Source organism: Halorubrum ezzemoulense DSM 17463 (assembly GCF_002114285.1).
GTDB lineage: Archaea > Halobacteriota > Halobacteria > Halobacteriales > Haloferacaceae > Halorubrum > Halorubrum ezzemoulense.
Map to the genome: position 1 here is coordinate 95,676 of NZ_NEDJ01000002.1, position 16,336 is coordinate 112,011.

General features: G+C 72.3%; 16 protein-coding genes and 1 pseudogene. 10 read left to right on the forward strand and 7 right to left on the reverse strand.

Annotated elements, in window-relative coordinates; all coding sequences use genetic code 11:
- Positions 1-87 precede the first annotated feature (87 nt).
- Positions 88-570, forward strand: coding sequence for a VOC family protein (locus tag B9H04_RS01245; RefSeq protein ID WP_049929654.1), 483 nt, complete (start codon positions 88-90; stop codon positions 568-570).
- Positions 571-589: 19 nt separating this feature from the next.
- Here B9H04_RS01245 and B9H04_RS01250 read toward each other — a convergent pair whose 3' ends face one another.
- A complete protein-coding gene (locus tag B9H04_RS01250) occupies positions 590-1,048 on the reverse strand; it encodes an SRPBCC family protein (protein ID WP_049929655.1) in 459 nt (152 codons plus the stop codon).
- 345 nt (positions 1,049-1,393) lie between these two features.
- Between B9H04_RS01250 and B9H04_RS19715 the strand changes: the two are divergent.
- The 4 genes and pseudogenes from B9H04_RS19715 to B9H04_RS01265 all read left to right on the forward strand — a co-directional run.
- Positions 1,394-1,525 (forward strand): annotated as a pseudogene (locus tag B9H04_RS19715) (CNNM domain-containing protein); the annotation flags it as partial.
- Between the two features lie 162 nt (positions 1,526-1,687).
- Positions 1,688-2,719, forward strand: a complete 1,032-nt coding sequence (locus tag B9H04_RS01255) for an ABC transporter ATP-binding protein (protein WP_085682379.1) — start codon at positions 1,688-1,690, stop codon at positions 2,717-2,719.
- Entirely contained in the window at positions 2,716-4,851 is a 2,136-nt protein-coding gene (locus B9H04_RS01260; RefSeq protein ID WP_049929657.1) for an ABC transporter permease, read from the forward strand. The genes B9H04_RS01255 and B9H04_RS01260 overlap by 4 nt, the downstream gene beginning before the upstream one ends.
- The gene (locus tag B9H04_RS01265; protein WP_049929658.1) at positions 4,844-5,890 is read left to right on the forward strand and encodes an ABC transporter permease; all 1,047 of its coding nucleotides are present in this window, start codon (positions 4,844-4,846) and stop codon (positions 5,888-5,890) included. The genes B9H04_RS01260 and B9H04_RS01265 overlap by 8 nt, the downstream gene beginning before the upstream one ends.
- Positions 5,891-5,943: 53 nt before the next feature.
- On the opposite strand, the gene B9H04_RS01270 is transcribed toward B9H04_RS01265, so the two are convergent.
- Together B9H04_RS01270 and B9H04_RS01275 are read right to left on the reverse strand one after the other, a co-directional pair.
- The gene (locus B9H04_RS01270; protein ID WP_049929659.1) at positions 5,944-6,603 is read right to left on the reverse strand and encodes a trimeric intracellular cation channel family protein; all 660 of its coding nucleotides are present in this window, start codon (positions 6,601-6,603) and stop codon (positions 5,944-5,946) included.
- Positions 6,600-7,421 carry a DUF2797 domain-containing protein gene (locus B9H04_RS01275; RefSeq protein WP_211216850.1) on the reverse strand — a complete coding sequence of 274 codons (822 nt, stop codon included), beginning with the start codon at positions 7,419-7,421 and terminating at the stop codon, positions 6,600-6,602. The genes B9H04_RS01270 and B9H04_RS01275 overlap by 4 nt, the downstream gene beginning before the upstream one ends.
- Positions 7,422-7,518: 97 nt before the next feature.
- Here B9H04_RS01275 and B9H04_RS01280 point away from each other — a divergent pair, with 97 nt between their 5' ends.
- On the forward strand, positions 7,519-7,968 hold the full coding sequence (locus B9H04_RS01280) for a hypothetical protein (RefSeq protein ID WP_049929660.1): 450 nt from the start codon (positions 7,519-7,521) through the stop codon (positions 7,966-7,968).
- Positions 7,969-7,970: 2 nt separating this feature from the next.
- On the opposite strand, the gene menD is transcribed toward B9H04_RS01280, so the two are convergent.
- Both menD and B9H04_RS01290 read right to left on the reverse strand, forming a co-directional pair.
- Positions 7,971-9,908 (reverse strand): 2-succinyl-5-enolpyruvyl-6-hydroxy-3-cyclohexene-1-carboxylic-acid synthase, encoded by a 1,938-nt coding sequence (gene menD / locus B9H04_RS01285; RefSeq protein ID WP_085682380.1) that lies wholly within the window; start codon positions 9,906-9,908, stop codon positions 7,971-7,973.
- A gap of 112 nt (positions 9,909-10,020) precedes the next feature.
- Positions 10,021-10,419 carry a DUF5830 family protein gene (locus tag B9H04_RS01290; protein ID WP_049929662.1) on the reverse strand — a complete coding sequence of 133 codons (399 nt, stop codon included), beginning with the start codon at positions 10,417-10,419 and terminating at the stop codon, positions 10,021-10,023.
- Positions 10,420-10,540: 121 nt separating this feature from the next.
- Between B9H04_RS01290 and B9H04_RS01295 the strand changes: the two genes are divergently transcribed.
- Together B9H04_RS01295 and B9H04_RS19385 are read left to right on the forward strand one after the other, a co-directional pair.
- Positions 10,541-10,906, forward strand: a complete 366-nt coding sequence (locus B9H04_RS01295) for a hypothetical protein (RefSeq protein ID WP_049929663.1) — start codon at positions 10,541-10,543, stop codon at positions 10,904-10,906.
- 54 nt (positions 10,907-10,960) lie between these two features.
- Entirely contained in the window at positions 10,961-11,092 is a 132-nt protein-coding gene (locus B9H04_RS19385; protein ID WP_255509788.1) for a hypothetical protein, read from the forward strand.
- A gap of 198 nt (positions 11,093-11,290) precedes the next feature.
- Here B9H04_RS19385 and B9H04_RS01305 read toward each other — a convergent pair whose 3' ends face one another.
- Entirely contained in the window at positions 11,291-11,974 is a 684-nt protein-coding gene (locus B9H04_RS01305; RefSeq protein ID WP_394296309.1) for a helix-turn-helix domain-containing protein, read from the reverse strand.
- A 173-nt stretch (positions 11,975-12,147) separates the two neighbouring features.
- Between B9H04_RS01305 and B9H04_RS01310 the strand changes: the two genes are divergently transcribed.
- Together B9H04_RS01310 and B9H04_RS01315 are read left to right on the forward strand one after the other, a co-directional pair.
- Complete coding sequence (locus B9H04_RS01310; protein ID WP_233127215.1) at positions 12,148-12,408, forward strand: hypothetical protein; 261 nt, start codon at positions 12,148-12,150, stop codon at positions 12,406-12,408.
- A gap of 594 nt (positions 12,409-13,002) precedes the next feature.
- On the forward strand, positions 13,003-14,106 hold the full coding sequence (locus B9H04_RS01315) for a radical SAM protein (RefSeq protein WP_085682381.1): 1,104 nt from the start codon (positions 13,003-13,005) through the stop codon (positions 14,104-14,106).
- 19 nt (positions 14,107-14,125) lie between these two features.
- Here the strand turns inward: B9H04_RS01315 and B9H04_RS01320 are convergent, their stop codons facing one another.
- Complete coding sequence (locus B9H04_RS01320; RefSeq protein WP_049929666.1) at positions 14,126-16,207, reverse strand: S9 family peptidase; 2,082 nt, start codon at positions 16,205-16,207, stop codon at positions 14,126-14,128.
- Between the last annotated feature and the right edge of the window lie 129 nt (positions 16,208-16,336).

Consider the following 16,336-nt stretch of genomic DNA (forward strand, 5'->3'; position numbering starts at 1 on the left):
CCAACCGAATCGTCCGGCGACTGGCGTATCCGCGTTTCGGACCCCCAGTACGACTAACTACTCTCCCGACGACCGATCACGCGGACCATGACCGACGCGCCGCCGACGACGGGACTCCACCACGTCACGAACATCTGTACCGACATCGAGGAGACCGCGGCGTTCTACGAGGACGTGCTCGGCTGGCACACGGTCAAGCGGACGCAGAACTACGACGACCCCGGGACGCCGCACTACTACTTCTCGTCGACTCCGGAGGGCGAGCCGGGCACCAACGTCACCTACTTCGAGTACCCGAACTCGCAGGGGACGCCCGGCCCGGGCGCGAGCCACCACTTCGCGTTCGGCGTCAAGGACGAGGCGACGCTCCGCGAGTGGAGGGAACACCTCGAGGCCCACGACGTCCGCGTCTCCGAGGTGAAAGACCGGACCTACTTCAAGAGCGTCTACTTCACCGACCCCGACGGGCTCGTCTTCGAACTCGCGACGCGAGGGCCGGGAGTCACCCGCGACGAGGACGAGCCCGGCGGCGAGGTCATCGACCCCTTCGAAGCGGGTTACGAGAACTGAGGCACGGGCGCCGCCCGGATCACCCTCCCTCGACGAGCGCCGCGAACTTGTCGAGCGCGCGTCGGCAGACGGGGACGTACGGGGCCGCGACGAGCGGGACTTCGATCACCGCTCGACACCGACCCGGATCCTCCGGATAGCGGTCGACCCGGTGGCCCGTGGCCGGAACCCCGGCGACCCGCCAGTCCCAGCGGAGGCGCGTCGCGGCCGTCACCCGGAACGGAACCCAAGCGTCCGCGACCCGGACCCGTCCGGTCGTCCCGCTCTCGACGTACCGATCGGTGCTCTCCACGCCCCCCACGGACGGGCTCCAGTCGGGCCACCGTCGCGTGTCGCGGAGCGCCGTCGCGGTCCGCTCAGGCGGGGCATCGATGTCGCGGCCGACCGCGAGCGTCGTCCCCTCTCGGACCACCGCGGTTTCGCTGTCGCGATCGGAATCTCCCAACACGTCGCGTCCTCCGGCGGCGGCGTCCCTCATCGCTGTGATCCTCCGCTCAGATCCGAACGCACATCCGATACCTGGGGCATAAAACAGAGGCAATACGCAATTCGTCCACTTTTTGCGCTATCGTGGCACAAGACCATATTAATACCTTATATGGTATGAGGACTCATTATCTCTTTCCACGAAGGGTTAATACAGAGGTCCGGGGTATTGGGAGTCAATATGGCAAGCGATCGCGACACCATGAAAGACGTCTCGCATACAGCACCGAACGACACCTCCGCGGACGCGGTCTGGGAACGAGGGCGAGGACCGGTCGAGGAAGAGGAGGAAGAGTAGCGCGAGTCGACCGTTTTCTCTCGTCGGGCCGGCCCGTCCCGGCCTTCGTCGCCGATCCGACTCGTCGAGCGCGTCCTCTCGCCGCTCAGTACGCTGTTCGACGGGATCACCCGTCGGATGAACGCGTACATCAGCGGCGACGGGAACGTCGAGAAACCTTACACGGAGTGACGGACTACCGGACGGAGCGATCGGCTACCGAACGGAGTCGGGGGCTCGGCCGACCGTCATTTGTCGCGCTCGCTCGCCCTCCGGTGTCCTCGCCGTCGCCGCGTTCTCGGGGCCGATAACCGCGGGCGTGGCTTTAACCCACGCGCCGGCGGAGGCGCAGGCATGATCGAGGTGTCGGGGCTGCGGAAGACCTACGGTGACTTCGCGGCCGTCGTCGACAGCGACTTCTCCGTCGACGACGGCGAGGGGTTCGGGATCGTCGGCCCGAACGGGGCCGGCAAGACGACGACGCTGAAGGTGATCGCCGGTCTCGTCGAACCGACCGACGGCGAGGTGACCGTCGCCGGGTTCGACGCCTCGGACCCCGAGATGCGTCGCCACCTCGGGTTCCTGCCCGAGGATTCGCCGCTGTACGAGGAGATGACCGCGCGGTCGTACCTCCGCTTCTTCGCCGACCTCTACGACGTACCCCGGGAAGTCGCCGACGAGCGGATCGAGGCCGCGCTCGACCGGCTGGAACTCGACCACCGGGAGCGTCGCCTCGGCGACGTCTCGAAGGGAATGAAACGCAAGGTCGCAATCGCGCGCTCGCTGGTCAACGACCCGGACGTGCTGGTGTACGACGAGCCCGCGTCCGGGCTCGACCCGGTGACGACCAACTCCGTGCTGGCGTTCACCCGCGAACTCCGCGAGACGGGGAAGACCGTCGTCTTCTCCGCGCACAACCTCTACCACGTCGAGTCGGTCTGCGACCGCGTCGTGGTGATGAACGAGGGGCGGATCGTCGCCCGCGGGAGCGTCGACGGGATCCGCGAGCGACACGGCGAGACGACCTACCGCGTGTTCACTGACGTCGAGCCGACCGCGACGCCGCCCCTCGACGACCTCGACGCGACGCCCGAGGAGGTCGGCGACCGGTACCGCACGGCGGTCCCGAGCATGGACGCGGTCGCGGCCGTCCGCGAGGCTGCCGCCGACGCCGGCGGCGAGGTCGTCGACATCCGGAGCCGCGAGCCGAGCTTGGAGGACGTGTTCCTCGACATCGTCGGCCGGCCGATGCCCGGCCGCTACACCGGCGACGGGCTCGACGACGGCGAGGTCGACGGGCAAGAGCCTGACGGGCCGGAAAACGACCGATCGACCGACGGAGCAGAGCGGGAGACGGCGGCGACCGCGACGGAGGCCACCGAGTGACCGACCGGCTGCGTCGCCTCGGTCGACGGCTCGCCGTCGCCGGCCGCCGAGTGCTTCGCGTCGCCAAGTGGGAGTCGGCGCGGGCGTCCGGCGGCGTCGACCGCCGGACGCTCGCCGCGGGCGTCGCCCTGCTTCTCGTCGCCGGCGGCGTCGTCGGGGTCGGCGTGGCCACCGGCGTCGCCGGCCTCGACGTCGACCAAGACGTGTACCGGGTCGGCGTCGACGCCGGCTCGCCGTACGCGGAGGCGATCGAGGAGGAAGCGTCGCTGCGACCGGTCCCGGCCGAGACCGCGTCGCTCGGCGACTCCGCCGACGCGGTGGTGGTGACCGTGGTGCGGCCCGGTTCCGTCGACGACGGGGCGATCGATCCGCCGGACGTCGACTCGGTCGTCGTCCGCGCGACCGACACGCGGAAGGGCGAGGCGGCCGCCGCGTCGGTTCGCGAGGCGGTCGAGGCGCACAACGAGCGGCTGCTGCGCGCCGAGCCGAACCGGACCGCGGCGTTCCCGGTCACCGTTACGCTCCGGTACGTCGGCAGGACGACCGGGTTCGACGACGGCGCGACGCTCGGCGGGAGCGACGGCAGTCGGACGGGCGATCCGGGCGGCGGCAGCGCGAGCGACGGGGACGACGGCGGCACCGCGGCCGACGGCGGAACGGAGGGCGACGGCACGGAGACGAGCGGTTCCGGGTCGGACGCGGACTCCGCCGGCGACTCCGGTGGGGCCGACTCGGGCGACGGTTCCTCCGGAGACGCGTCGACCGACGGGGAGTCCGGCGGCGGGTCCGCTCCCGACTCGGGAGCGGGCGGAACCGCCGACCCGGGCTCTGGTGGCGGCAAGACGGGATCGGACGGGGAGGGCGGCTTCGCGATCCCGTCGATCGGCGGCGGGGCGTTCGGCGCGGACACGACCGGTTCGCCCGCCTCGATCACGCCGCCGTTCCCGTTCACCTCGCTGCTCTTGGCGTTCGCCTTCCTCGTACCGATGAACTTCCTGATACAGGCGTACGGCTCCTCTATCCTCGACGAGCGGACGAACCGTCGCGGAGAACCACTGCTCGTCACGCCGCTCGCGCCGGCGGAGATCGTCGCGGGCAAGACGCTTCCGTACGCGGCGGCCGCCGCGGTCGTCACGACCCTCATCGCGCTCGTGATCGGCGGCGGACCGCTCTCCGTGGTGGCGGTGGCGCCCGTCGCGGCGACGTTCCTCGGGGCCACCTTCGTCGGCGCGATGTTCGCGCGGTCGTTCAAGGAACTCACCTTCGTCACGGTTGGCGTGAGCGTCCTCCTGACGACCTACGCGTTCGTCCCGGCCATCTTCACGAACGTGACGCCCGTCGCGCTCGTCTCGCCACTGACCCTCGTTGTCTTCGACCTTCAGGGCGAGGCGGTGTCGGCGGGCCAAGTTCTCTTTTCGACCGCGCCGATGGCGGTCGGGGCGACTCTGCTTTTCGGCCTCGGGCTCGGCGTCTACCGCGAGGAGGACATGTTCTCCCAGAAGCCCGTGACGCGGAAATTCCTCGACGCGCTCGCGGTCCGGCTCTCGGCGGTGCGGACCGGCGGCGGACCCGGCGGCGTCGGGGGCGCGCTCTTCGACCGCGAGCGGCTCCGCGCGCTCGGTTCGGTCGCGTTCCTCACCGCCTGTACGATTCCCTTCGTGTTCGTCGCGGAGCTTCTGGCCGTCGCGGTGCTGTTCGCGCTGCCAGTCACCGTGTCGATCCCGGTGTTGCTCGTGACGATCGCGTTCATCGAGGAGGTCGCGAAGAGCGTCGCCCTGTACGCCGGGTTCGAGCGCGGCGTCTTCGAGCGGAGCGACCGCGTCGCGCTCGCGGTCGGCGTCGCGTCCGGGACCGGCTTCTTCCTCGCGGAGAAGGCCACGGCGGTCGTCCAAGCGGTCGGGCTCACCGAGCTCTTCCTCGGCCGCGCCGCGTTCGCCGACGTGGCCGGGCTCTCCGGGCTGCCGCCGATCGCGCTCGTGGCGCTGTTCTTCGCCCCGCTCGTCCTCCACGTGACCGCGACGAGCGCGGCCAGCCTCGGCGCGAGGAGGGGCCGGACCGCCTACGCCCTGACGCTGACGCTGGCCACGCTGGGGCACGCCGCGTACAACGTCGGGGTGGTGAGCCTTGGATAGCCGCGTGACGATCGCCGGCCGGGAGCTCGCGGGGCTCCGCGCCGAGAAGACGATCCTGTTGGCGATCGGGATCCAGCTGTTCATCGCCGCGTTCTCGTCGTTCCTCGTCGTCGGGCTCGTCTCGATGTACGACCCGGGCGCGCTCGACGGCGCGCAGATCGAAGTCGCGGCCGCGGGCGACGCGGTCGACGACCTAGAGCGCGCCGCGAGCGAGGTCCCCGGCGCCTCGGTCACGCCCTACGACGACGCTGACGCCGCGCGAAGCGCCTTCGAGCGGAACGCGGCCGACGCGGTGGTGGTCGCAACTCGCACGGAGTCGGGGCGGGTGTCCGCCGCCGTCACCGCCCCGGACGCCACCGTTGAGACGACCGTGATCGTGGTACAGCTGCGCGAGCTGCTGCGAACCTACGAGCTGAACGAGCGTGAGCGCCGCGCCTCGTACCTGGAGGAGTCGCCGCTGCCCCTGCCCGACCGGAGCGACACTAGCCCGTACTTCACCTTCACTTACACCGTGTTGATCCCGCTCTTAGTCTTCCTCCCGGTGTTCATCTCGGGCTCGCTCGTCGTCGACTCGATCACCGAGGAGTTGGATCAAGGGACCATGGAGCTGCTCCGGGTCGCGCCCGTGACGCTCGCCGAGATCGTCGACGGGAAGGCGGCCGCGGCGATCGGGATCGCCCCCGCGCAGGCGCTGCTGTGGCTCCTGCTGTTGGAGGCGAACGGCACCGCGGTCGCGAACGTCGGCCCGATCTTGGCGCTGATGACCGCGCTGACGACGCTGGTCGTCGCCGTCGCGGTGGGCATCGCGGCGGTCGCGCCCGACCGGCGGGCGGCGCAGCTGCTCTACTCGGTCGCGGTCCTCGTGCTGTTCGGCGGCGCGACGGCGATGGCGGGCGGCCCCGCGAACGCGGTCGCCAGATTGGCGATCGATAGCGCGGGCGCGACGACGGGCGTCCTCGTGGTTGCGTACGCCGCCATCGCCGCGGCGGCGTACCTCGGCGTCCGCCGCGTCGTCTCGGTCGACGGGCTCGGACGCTGAGGGGGCGGATCGCTTCGGGCTCGGCCCGTTGTGCGGCCCGCCCCCCGAATCGATCAGTCGGCGAAGCGATCGCCGAACCGCTTCGCTGTCGGGAGCCGCCAGCCGCGGGCGACGGCGACGAGTCGGAGGCCGACCGTCACCGCCGCGCACGCCGCAGCGGCCAGTCCCGCGGGCCCGCCGAGCGTGCCGACGGCCCAGTACGTCGCGCCGCCCAACACGGCGCAGCTCGCGTAGAAGTCTTCGAAGAGGATGAACGGCGAGCGGTCGAGGAGGATGTCGGCGAGCGCGCCGCCGCCGACGGCGTTTATCGTCGCGACGGCGACGACGCCGAACGCGGACACCCCGGCGTCCGTCGCGACGATGGCGCCGGCGGTGGCGAACGCGGCGAGCCCGACCGCGTCCGCGACGACCGTCACCGGGTGCTCGTCGGGCGAGGCGAGCCACGCGCTCAGCCCGACGGCGAGGGCGACGCCGATCAGCCCTAGGAGTATCTCCGTCGGCGAGCGCAGCGCGAGGGGGACGCGCGCGACGAGGAGGTCGCGGGTGACGCCGCCGGCGAACGCCATCGCCAGCCCGACGACGGCGACGCCGAAGAGGTCGAACTCCTCGCGGACCGCCTTGCTCGCGCCGACCAGCGCGAACGCGACGAGCCCGACCGTGTTCATCACCGCGAACGGGTCGCCGAAGAGGACCGCGAGAGCGCCGCCCGTCATCCGCCGAACGCCCCGAGGCTGGACTGGAGTTCGCGCTCCGGGACGGCGTCGGTCAGCTCGTAGCCGACGAGGTCGCGCGCGTCGACGGCGTACGTGGAGCCGCCGCGGTCGAGTACGATCACCCGCCCCTTCCAGCCGCGGACGGTCCCCGCCGCCATCGTCTCGGCGACGGGCCGGTCGTCGAGGCCGAGCCCGTAGTCGAAGTCGAACCGCGCTATCGGATTGAACCGGTCGAGGAGCGCCTCCCACGCCGCCTCGTCGACCGCGCGCCCGAACCCGTCTAGCTTCGTCGGGACGCGGACGCGGTCGACGAGGTCGTCCCCAGCGGCCAGTTCCGCCTCGACCTCGCGCGCGATCCGGCCGTTCGGGAACGTCCGGATGTGGGCCGCGCGGTCCGCGCCCTGCTCCCGGAGGCGGGTCCCGAGCCGCCACTCGCGGGTGACGCCGACCTTCAGTACGTCCGGCGCGAACGCCGCGAGGTACATCGCGTGCGTCTCGTGGCAGTCCATCTCGTCTTTCAGACACGTCCCGGTACACCGGGCACACACCCAGACCCCCGAGTGGTCGTCGCAGTACGGTGCGTCCGCGGCGTCGCAGGCGACGTGGTCGCCATCGTGGACCGTTCCCGCGCAGCGGCGCTCGCCGAGCCCGAACGCGAGTTCGGTGCCCGGGCTCGCGTCCACGTACTCGACGCTCCCGCCGCTCGCGACGTAGAGTCCGCCGCCGATCGGGCCGCTCGTCTCGACCGTCTGAGCGCCGTCCGCCCCCGGCTCGGCCGAGTCGCGCGCGATGTCCGTCTCGTAGCCGACGACCTGCACGCCGAGCGGTACGCGAAGCCGAGGCTTATGAGCTTCGTCGGGCCCGATACCCCCTCGAATCGGATTTTATAAGTGAACTCGGCGTCGCCTCTCGGGCATGCGCACGGCAGCCCTCCCCCCCGTCGTCGCCGCGGTCGTCGCGCTCGCGGTCAGTGGCATCAGGCGCCTCGCGCCGATACTGCTCGAGTCGTCGGTCTCGCTGCCGTCGACCGAGGCGCTCTCGACGTACCTCCTGAGCGCCCGGTTCACGGCGTTTTTGCTGGTGTACGGGCTCCTGTTCGGCGTCGCTTTCCTCGCGGGACTGCGCGACGCGGACGCCTCCGCGGCGTCGACCGCGCTGGCGACGGGCGCGAGCGCGACCGCCGCGTTCCTGCTCGGCTCGGCCGCCGTCCTCTGGTACCTCGGTCCGGAGCGCGGCCCGGTCGCCACCGCCGTCTTCGCCCTCGGCGCGAGCCTCGGCGTCGGGATCCAGTTCGCGGTCGTCGCGTACGCCGGGGTCGCGCTCGGCGAGAGCCGCGGCGACGGGCCGATCTCGACGCGCCCCTGACCCTACTCGTCCGCCTCGCCCGCCGCGCCGCCGTGGACCGCGGCGTCGACCGCGGCCGCCAAGCGCTCGCGCGTCCGGTGGCTGGCCGCCGCGTCCGTGTCGACCTCGATCAGGTGCGAGCCCGTCGCCTCGTGGGCCCGGCTGACGGCGGCGGCGAGGTCCTCACCGACGACATCCGCGCGCTCCGCAGGGGTGTCGCCGCGGTCGGCGTGCGCGTCGGGCCGGGCATCGATCCGGACGTGTTCGAGGCCGTGGAGCTCCGCAAGCGACCCGAAGTCGAGCCCGTGCGGCGTCTTGAACGACTCGGTGAACGGCGGCTCGAACTCCTCGATCGGGAGCTTGTGAAAGATGCCGCCGCCGTCGTTGTTGACCGCGACGACCGTGACGTCGACGTCGCACCGGTCGACCGCGAGCAGCCCGTTCGAGTCGTGGTAGAGGGCGAGGTCGCCGACGACGAGCGTGAGGTCGTCGGTCGTCCCGCTCCCCGCGCCGAGCGCGCTGGAGACGATCCCGTCGATGCCGGAGACGCCGCGGTTACCGAGCGCGGTGACGTTCGCGGTCGTCGGCCCGACGAACCGGTCGAGGTCGCGGACGGGCATCGAGTTGGAGACGAACAGCGTCGCCGGATCGGGGAGCGCCCCGGCGACCGCGCGGAGCGCGTCCCCTTCGTGGAACCCGGCGTCACCCTCGTCGGCAGCGGGCTCCGCGTCTTCCTCGCCGCCCCCCTCGCCGTCAAGCGCGTCGGCCTCGCGGGCGTGAACCGCTTCCGCGACCCGGTCGGCCTCCTCCCACTGCGCGCGCCAGCCTTGGTCTCCGCTCCCGCCGCCGACGAGCCGCGAGAGTCGGGCGCAGAGCCGGCTCGGCTCGGCGACGACGAGGTCGGTCGCGGCGAACTCGGCCTCGCGCCAGCGGCCGGCGGGGTCGACCTGGTACTGGTCGGCGCCGGTCGCGGCGAGGTACTTCCGGAGCCGCTTGGAGGTCGGCGAGGCACCCAACCGAAGGACGAGGTCGGGGTCGGCCCACGCGTCGCCCGCCGCGGCGGCGTCGCCCGCGTCGCTTCCGCCGTCCGCGAGGTCGGCCGAGAGGTACGCGTCGTAGGCGCCGATCACGGGCGCGACGCGCGTGTGACCGCCGTACCGGAGTCCGGAAAGTGGGTCGGCCAGCACGGGGAACCCGGTGGCGTGCGCGAGCGCCGTGACCGACTCCGGGTCGATCCCCGGCGGGTCGGCGGGGCCGGCGACGATCAGGCCGCGGTCCGCCTCCCCGAGCGCGGTCGCGAGCGCCCGGAGTTTGTCGTCGCCCGGTTCGGGGGCCCCGTGAGTCACGTCGACGTAGGGGCCGTCGCGCCCGCGCTCGGCCGCCTCCGGCAGGTCGTCGGGCACGTCGCCCGGGACCGGCGTCGGCTCCAGCGGCTTCTTAAACGGGACGTTGAGGTGGACCGGGCCCGGGTCGGCCCCTTCTGCCGTCGCGACGGCGCGGGCGACCGTCGTGCGCAGCGACCGGAGGACCCGATCGTTTGCGGCCGGCTCCGGGAGGTCTTTATAAAATCGAACCCCGTCGCCGTACAGCTTCTCTTGATCCGCGGTCTGGTTCGCGCCGGAGTCGCGCAGTTCGGGCGGCCGGTCGGCGGTGAGCGCGAGCAGCGGGACGCGGGCCTCGCTCGCCTCCATCACGGCCGGGTGGTAGTTGGCGGCGGCGGTGCCGGAGGTACAGATCAGCGGCGTCACGCGGCCGGTCCGACGGGCGCGCCCGAGCGCGAAGTACGCGGCGGAGCGCTCGTCGAGCTGCGAGAACACGCGGAGATCCTCGTGGCCCGCGGCGGCGACGGTCAGCGGCGTCGAGCGGCTGCCCGGCGAGGCGACGACGGCGTCGACGCCCGCGGCGACGAGCTCGTCGACGAGCGCGTTCGCCCACAGGGCGTTCCGGTTCGGCGCGGTCATTGCCGTCGCTTCGGGCGCGGACGTAAATACTCCGGCGAGTTCGGTCGACGCTCGGGCGGCGGGAGAGCGCGGTGGACGCTCGACCGGCCGGAGGCCGCTCTCGGCGCCGCCCTCACGCCGCGTCCGACGCCGACTCCGACTCTCGGCCCGTAACCTTGCGGACGCACGAGGAGCCGAACGGGCCGAGTTCGCCCGCGTCAAGTTCGACGAAGTGGCCCGTCGAGACCGAGGCGCCGCAGCGCCGACACTCGAAGTCGCCCTCGCGCGCGACGACCTGGCGCTCGTACTCGACGTAGGCGCCGCCGGTGTTGACCCGGAGCCGAGCGCCCTCGCGGTCGATGACGCCGCGCTTCTCCGCGGCGTCGAGGATGTCGCGGGTGAGCGCCGGGCTCGTCGTGATCGTCTCGATCCGGTCGACCGCCGCGGCGAGGTCGAGCTCCTCGCGTTCGAGGTGCGCCAGCAGCTCGACGCCGAGCTCCAGCTTCTCGTCGCGGGTCGACGGCCCCGTCACGGCCGCCGAGACGGCGCGATCCCTATTAAGTCGGCCGGACGCCGGTCGGTCTCCGTCCGCAAAGCGCGCGCCGGCCCCAGCGGATCGGCACATTCACGTTCGCCGCCCGACAGTTTCGCCCGTGGTTCGATCCCGCGATCGGTCTCGGCGTCGCCTCGCCTACCGCCGGCGCCCCAACGAGTTCTACTGGCTGTGGATCGCGGCGACGGCGACGTACGGCGTCGGCGACATCGTGTCGACCGTCGCCTTCCTCCGGTACGTCCCGACGATCGAGGAGGCGAACCCGGTCGTGCGGTTCGCCCTGGAGTCGTTCGGGCTCTCCGGGCTCGTCGCGCTGAAGATCGCCGTCTACCTCGTGATGCTCTGGATCAGCGTCGAGGGCGCGCGCGAGGGCGACGGGCTCCTCTACTACTTCCCGCCGGTGCTGCTCACGCTCACGGGGACGTACCTCACCGCGAGCAACGTGCGCCTGCTGTGGCTCGCCTGAGGGGCTGACCGCTCGCGTCCGGAGGCGGAATCCGGTCTCGGCGCGGCGCTGCTGGTGTGTGTCTGGTTCGTGCTGGTCCACGACCTGCTCGCGCTCGGAACCGTCGCGGCGACCGAGCCGCCGGACGCCGCGCTGTCGGCGCTGGTGCTGTCGAATCCGGTGAGTCCTTCCGGGTGTTCGTGTTGAGCGGGCTCGGGGCGACCGACGGCGGCGGGTTCACCGTCGCCCTCGCCGGGAGCGGGCTCTCGACGGTCACACTGGCGGCGTCGCTCGTCGCGTGGTGCGTGGTCCAAGCCGCCGTCGCGGGGCAGTTGGTCCGTCGCCGTCGGCTCTGGCGCGAGGCGAGACCGGGCGCGGCGACCGGTCGGACTTTTTCGATCGCCGCTACTGGATCCGCTCGATACCGTCCTCCTCCGGCGATTCGAAGTCGAGGGGGCGGCGCGGGAGGTCGTCGACGAACTCCCGGACGATCGTGCGCTCGACGCGCTGGAGCACCTCGCTACACGTGGACTTCGCGATGCCGACATGGTCAGCCACCTCGGTGAGCGTCGTCTCTCGGGGCACGTCGTAGTAGCCGCGGTCGACCGCCTCGAAGAGGACCTCGCGCTGGCGCTCCGTGAGCGACCCGCCGGGGTTGATCCGCTGTTGGACGTACTCGACCTCGAACGCCGCGCCCACGTCGCGGAGGGCGTCGCCGAACTCCGCGACGCGCTCGTGATTACCCGTCACGTCGACGCGCGCGACGCCGTCGCGGATCTCGACCGGCATCTCGATGGGGACGCCCGCCCGGCGGGCGACCGTCTGTAGCAGGGGGACGAGCGCCTCGACCTGAACGGTGACCATCCCGTCGTCCGCGGCCATCACCGACGAGTGGGTGATCGTCTCGTGGTCGTCGATCGCGTCGAGGATCGGGTCCGTTTCGTCCGCGGTGATCCGGACCAGCGCGAACCCCGCGCCGTCGTCCGGCGTCGCGGTCAACACCTGGAACCGCGCCTCGGGGAACTCACGCGAGACCTCGCCGACCCACGGACCGTCCGGGATCGTCACGCGGAGACGTGCCTGTGCCATGCCGGAGGCTTCGACGCCGGCGTGGAAGTAGCTTCGGCTCCGCGGTCGGCGTCGGAACATGTTCGGCGGAACGGACCCAGAGATCGGGTCCGTACCACCGGATATGAGTTCCGAGCCCGACGAGTCGGCGGCGGTGGAGGGCTCGACGCGCGGGACCTCGCGCCGCCGCAACCTTGCGCGAGACGCTCGAACGCGCCGAGCCGCTCGGCGGTCATGACGTGTTGGTCCAGTACAACGACCGAACGCCGCAGTCCCTCTTCCCGCGGCTCGACGACCGCTGGTACGCCTACGCCGCGGTCGGGACCGACGCGCCCACCGCGGTCGTCACGGCGATCTGGTCGGGCGAGGGCGAGTGGACCGTTTCGGACGAGCGAGCGGGGGAGGGCGATCAGACCGACGCGAGGGAGCGGTCCGGCGAAGGCGACGCGACCTGAGTTACTTCGAATCCGCCAGTACGCGTGAGAGTGACATAACCGTCCAAATCGCGGCACAGGCGATCCAGACCCCGGGGCTCGTGAGCAGGGTTATCGCTCGCTCAGTCGAGTACAGTACGAACAACCATGGCGGTATTCCAACGACGAATGATACAAATCCCGACAGCGACGGCTCGCATGGCTCGCTCGTTCGCTCCACTCACTGCGGTGCGTACGTCGTCAGGCTTCGCCCTCGCGGCAGCGTGGCGCGACGCGCCACTGGCAGCAGGCGGCGAAGCCGCCGGCGACTGCCCGTTTGAGTCCCACCCGACCGCACAGCGCCGCAGCCTCACGCCTCCCCAGCCTCGTCGCCCTCCCTTCGGTCGGCCGACTCCCTCGCGCGTGCTCCTCGCGGCCGCCTGCGGCGGCCGCGCGCAGGCACGCGCCGACCACTCTGTCATCTATAATCGATTGTCGGGGTCGCTCACGTGTATTTAAATCCCGCATCGCAGTTGTCGATCCGACGCGTCTCTCCCGCCGTCGCTCGCCGTTACGTCCGGTGAACACGTTCGGGAACGACCCCAAACGGGTCCGGGTCGTAGCCGGACGTGAGCGATGTTCGACGACCTCGACACGGACCGGCGGCCGCTGGTCCTCGTTTGGGAGGTCACGCAGGCCTGCGGGCTCGCGTGCCGCCACTGCCGGGCTAACGCGCGGCCGCAGCGACACCCCGACGAGCTGACGACCGCTGAGGGGAAGCGGCTGCTGGCGGACGCCGCCGCGTTCGGCGACGGACAGCTGGTCGTCCTCTCCGGGGGCGACCCGCTCGCGCGCGACGACCTCACGGAGCTGGTCGCGCACGGCGACGACCTCGGCCTCCGGATGACGATCACGCCGAGCGGAACCCGGTCGCTCACGCCCGAGCGCGTCAGCGACCTCGGCGACGCGGGGATCGCCCGCATGGCGCTCAGCCTCGACGGGTCGACCCGCGAGCGCCACGACGCGTTCCGCGGCGAGGAGAGCTTCGCGGACACCGTCGCGGCCGCGCGCGCCGCCCGCGACGCCGGGATCCCGCTCCAAATCAACACTACCGTCTGCGCGGACACGGTCGAGGACCTCCCCGCGATCCGCGACCGCGTCCGCGACCTCGGCGCCGTCCTCTGGAGCGTCTTCTTCCTCGTTCCGGTGGGTCGCGGCCGCGTCCTCGACCCGGTCTCCCCCGAGCGCGCCGAGGCGGCGATGGCGTGGCTCCACGAGGTGTCGGAGGAGGAGCGGTGCGGCGTCAAGACCACTGAGGCCCCGTTCTACCGACGTGTCGGGATCCAGCGCGCCGAGGCCGGCAGCGCCGACGCGGAGGCCGACCGACGGGGCGGGGTCACGGCCGGGCGCGGCTTCGGGTTCGTCGGCCACACCGGTGAGGTGTACCCGTCCGGGTTCCTGCCCGAGTCGGCGGGGCACGTCCGCGAGCGGTCGGCCGTCGACGTCTACCGGAACGCCGACCTCTTCGAGTCGCTCCGCGACCCGGACGGCTTCTCGGGGAAGTGCGGCGCCTGCGAGTTCCGCCACGTCTGCGGCGGGAGTCGGTCGCGAGCCTACGCCGTCACGGGCGATCCGACCGACAGCGACCCGCTCTGCCCGTACGTCCCGGACGGCTACGACGGACCGCTGCCCGAGCGCCAGCGAGGGGCCGACGGGGAGCGGTCCGAATCCGCCGACTGATCCCGGCGTCGCCGGCGACTCACTCCGGCCGTTCGCCGACGAGGAGGTCGAGGTCGGCGACGCTGCCGGCCGGGTCGAAGTCGAACGCCGCGCCGTAGAACGCGAGTTCGGCGGCGTGCGCCCGGGCGACGTTGTCGGCGTCGCGGAACCCGTGGCGCTCCTCCGGGAACTCCACGTACGCGTACGGCGTCTCGTTCGCGACGAGGGCGTCGATCATCGCCTCGGCCTGCGCGGGCGGGACCACCTCGTCCTCGCCGCCCTGTAACAGCAGCAGTGGCGCGGTGATCCCCTCGGCGTGCGCGACCGGCGACCGCGCCTCGTAGACGTCGTCGGCCTCGGGGAGCGGGCCGACGAGCCCGTCGAGGTAGCGCGACTCGAACTTGTGGGTCTCCGCCGCCAGCGCGCGGAGGTCGGCGACGCCGTAGTAGCTCGCGCCCGCGTCGAACGTGTCGTGGAACGCGAGCGCGGCGAGTACCGCGAACCCGCCCGCGCTCCCGCCCGAGATCGCCAGCCGGTCCGGGTCGGCGAACCCCTCGTCGGCGGCGTACCGGGCGGCGTTGACGCAGTCGAGGACGTCGCGGACGCCCCACTCCCCCTTCAGCGACTCGCGGAAGGCGCGGCCGTACCCCGTCGACCCCCGGTAGTTCACTGTGAGCACCCCGACGCCGCGGGTCGTCCAGAACTGGACCGTCGACGACAGCGACGCCTCGGACCGACTCGTCGGCCCGCCGTGGACCCTGACGAGGAGCGGCGGCGCCGCGTCGGCCGGCGCTTCGACGTCGGGGTTGTGGGGCGGGTAGTAGTGGCCGTACGCGGTCGCGTCGTCGGCGCCGACCGCGTCGCCGGTCGGGAAGGCGATCGACTCCGGCTCCGAGACGTACGCAGCGTCGAGCGCGTCCTCCGTCGACTCGCGGAGCCGAGTTGCTCCGGTCCCCGCCGACCCCGGTCGCCACGCGACGACCGCGCTCGGCGCGTCCGTCCGGTGACCGGCGAAGACGACACGGTCGCCGTCGGACCGGACCGAGGCCGGACGGAAGGAGCTGTACGGGAGGCCCGGGTCGACGAGGTCGCCCGTCTCCGGATCGAGCAGGCGCAGGCTCGGGTCGCCGCCCTCGGTGACCAGCGTGGCGATCCGCCCGTCGCCGAGGAACGCGAACGTCGACACGCCGAGGGTCCACATCGGCACGCCGAACGCCGCCGGCATCTCGCGGAGGACCTCCGCGTCCGATGTCGTCGGGAGCGCGACGCCGGCTCCGCGCTCCCCCTCCTCGGTCCCGGACGCGACCGGGAACCGATAGAGGTTCCACCAGCCGGTGGGGTCGGCCGCCGCGTGGAGGACGCCGTCGGGCGACCACTTCGGCGAGACGACCGACTCGTCGGCGCCGCCCGCGACGACGCGCTCGTCGCGGATGTCGCCCGTCTCGTTGACCGCGCCGACGACGAGTTCGGTCCCATCCCACGGCATGTTCGGGTGATCCCACCGCAGGTACGCGATCCGGTCCCCGCCCGGGGCCGGCCGCGGCGCCGCGTAGAAGTCGTGCCCGTCCGCGACGACGACCGGGTCCGAGATGCCGGTCTCCGGAGCCGGGTCGGGTGACAGCGGGAAGCGGACCAGCTCGTTCTGGGGCTCCTCGTCGGTGCCGGGTCCGACGTGACGCTCGCGGACGGCATAGACCGTCTCCCCGTCCGGAGCGAGCCGCATGTCGGCGTAACGGTGGGCCATCGGCTCCGGCGGCTCCGGCGTGACCGGGGTCGGTTCCGCGTCGCCCCCGGCAGCGCTCCCGTCCGCGGGCAGTCGGTAGAGCCGCTGGTCGTCCATGCTCGCCGCGAGCACCGTCCCGTCCGCGACGAGCACGTCGCCGCCCCCGTACTGGTGGACGAGCGTGCGCACGTCGAGTTCCTCCGACGTCACTTCTGTCGGATCGGCGCCGCGGTCGTCGACCGGGGCGCGACAGACGACGCCGCGACCGCCCTCGGACGGGCGGCGTTCGATCCAGTAGACGTGGTCTCCGTCGGTCTCGACGGACGCGAACGACCTGACGTCGGCGGCGACGTCCTCCGGGGCGACCGGCGACGGCCACTCGCCGTACGGTGTCGGCATGGGATCGACGAGCGTCGCCGCTCCAATAAACCTACGCGAGCCGGTCACCCGAGCCACCGGGCGGGGTCCGGCGCCGGGGTCTGTGGTCGCCCGCGCCGGGGTCGATGGCCGCCCGCGCCGGGGTCGATG

What these genes read in the sequence shown, in the direction of transcription:
- B9H04_RS01280 (WP_049929660.1), top strand. Translation starts at nt 7,519, where the DNA reads ATGCGCACGGCAGCCCTCCCCCCCGTCGTCGCCGCGGTCGTCGCGCTC.
- B9H04_RS01245 (WP_049929654.1), top strand. Translation starts at nt 88, where the DNA reads ATGACCGACGCGCCGCCGACGACGGGACTCCACCACGTCACGAACATC.
- B9H04_RS01305 (WP_394296309.1), bottom strand. Translation starts at nt 11,974, where the DNA reads ATGGCACAGGCACGTCTCCGCGTGACGATCCCGGACGGTCCGTGGGTC.
- B9H04_RS01255 (WP_085682379.1), top strand. Translation starts at nt 1,688, where the DNA reads ATGATCGAGGTGTCGGGGCTGCGGAAGACCTACGGTGACTTCGCGGCC.
- B9H04_RS01320 (WP_049929666.1), bottom strand. Translation starts at nt 16,207, where the DNA reads ATGCCGACACCGTACGGCGAGTGGCCGTCGCCGGTCGCCCCGGAGGAC.
- B9H04_RS01270 (WP_049929659.1), bottom strand. Translation starts at nt 6,603, where the DNA reads ATGACGGGCGGCGCTCTCGCGGTCCTCTTCGGCGACCCGTTCGCGGTG.
- B9H04_RS01250 (WP_049929655.1), bottom strand. Translation starts at nt 1,048, where the DNA reads ATGAGGGACGCCGCCGCCGGAGGACGCGACGTGTTGGGAGATTCCGAT.
- menD (WP_085682380.1), bottom strand. Translation starts at nt 9,908, where the DNA reads ATGACCGCGCCGAACCGGAACGCCCTGTGGGCGAACGCGCTCGTCGAC.
- B9H04_RS01315 (WP_085682381.1), top strand. Translation starts at nt 13,003, where the DNA reads ATGTTCGACGACCTCGACACGGACCGGCGGCCGCTGGTCCTCGTTTGG.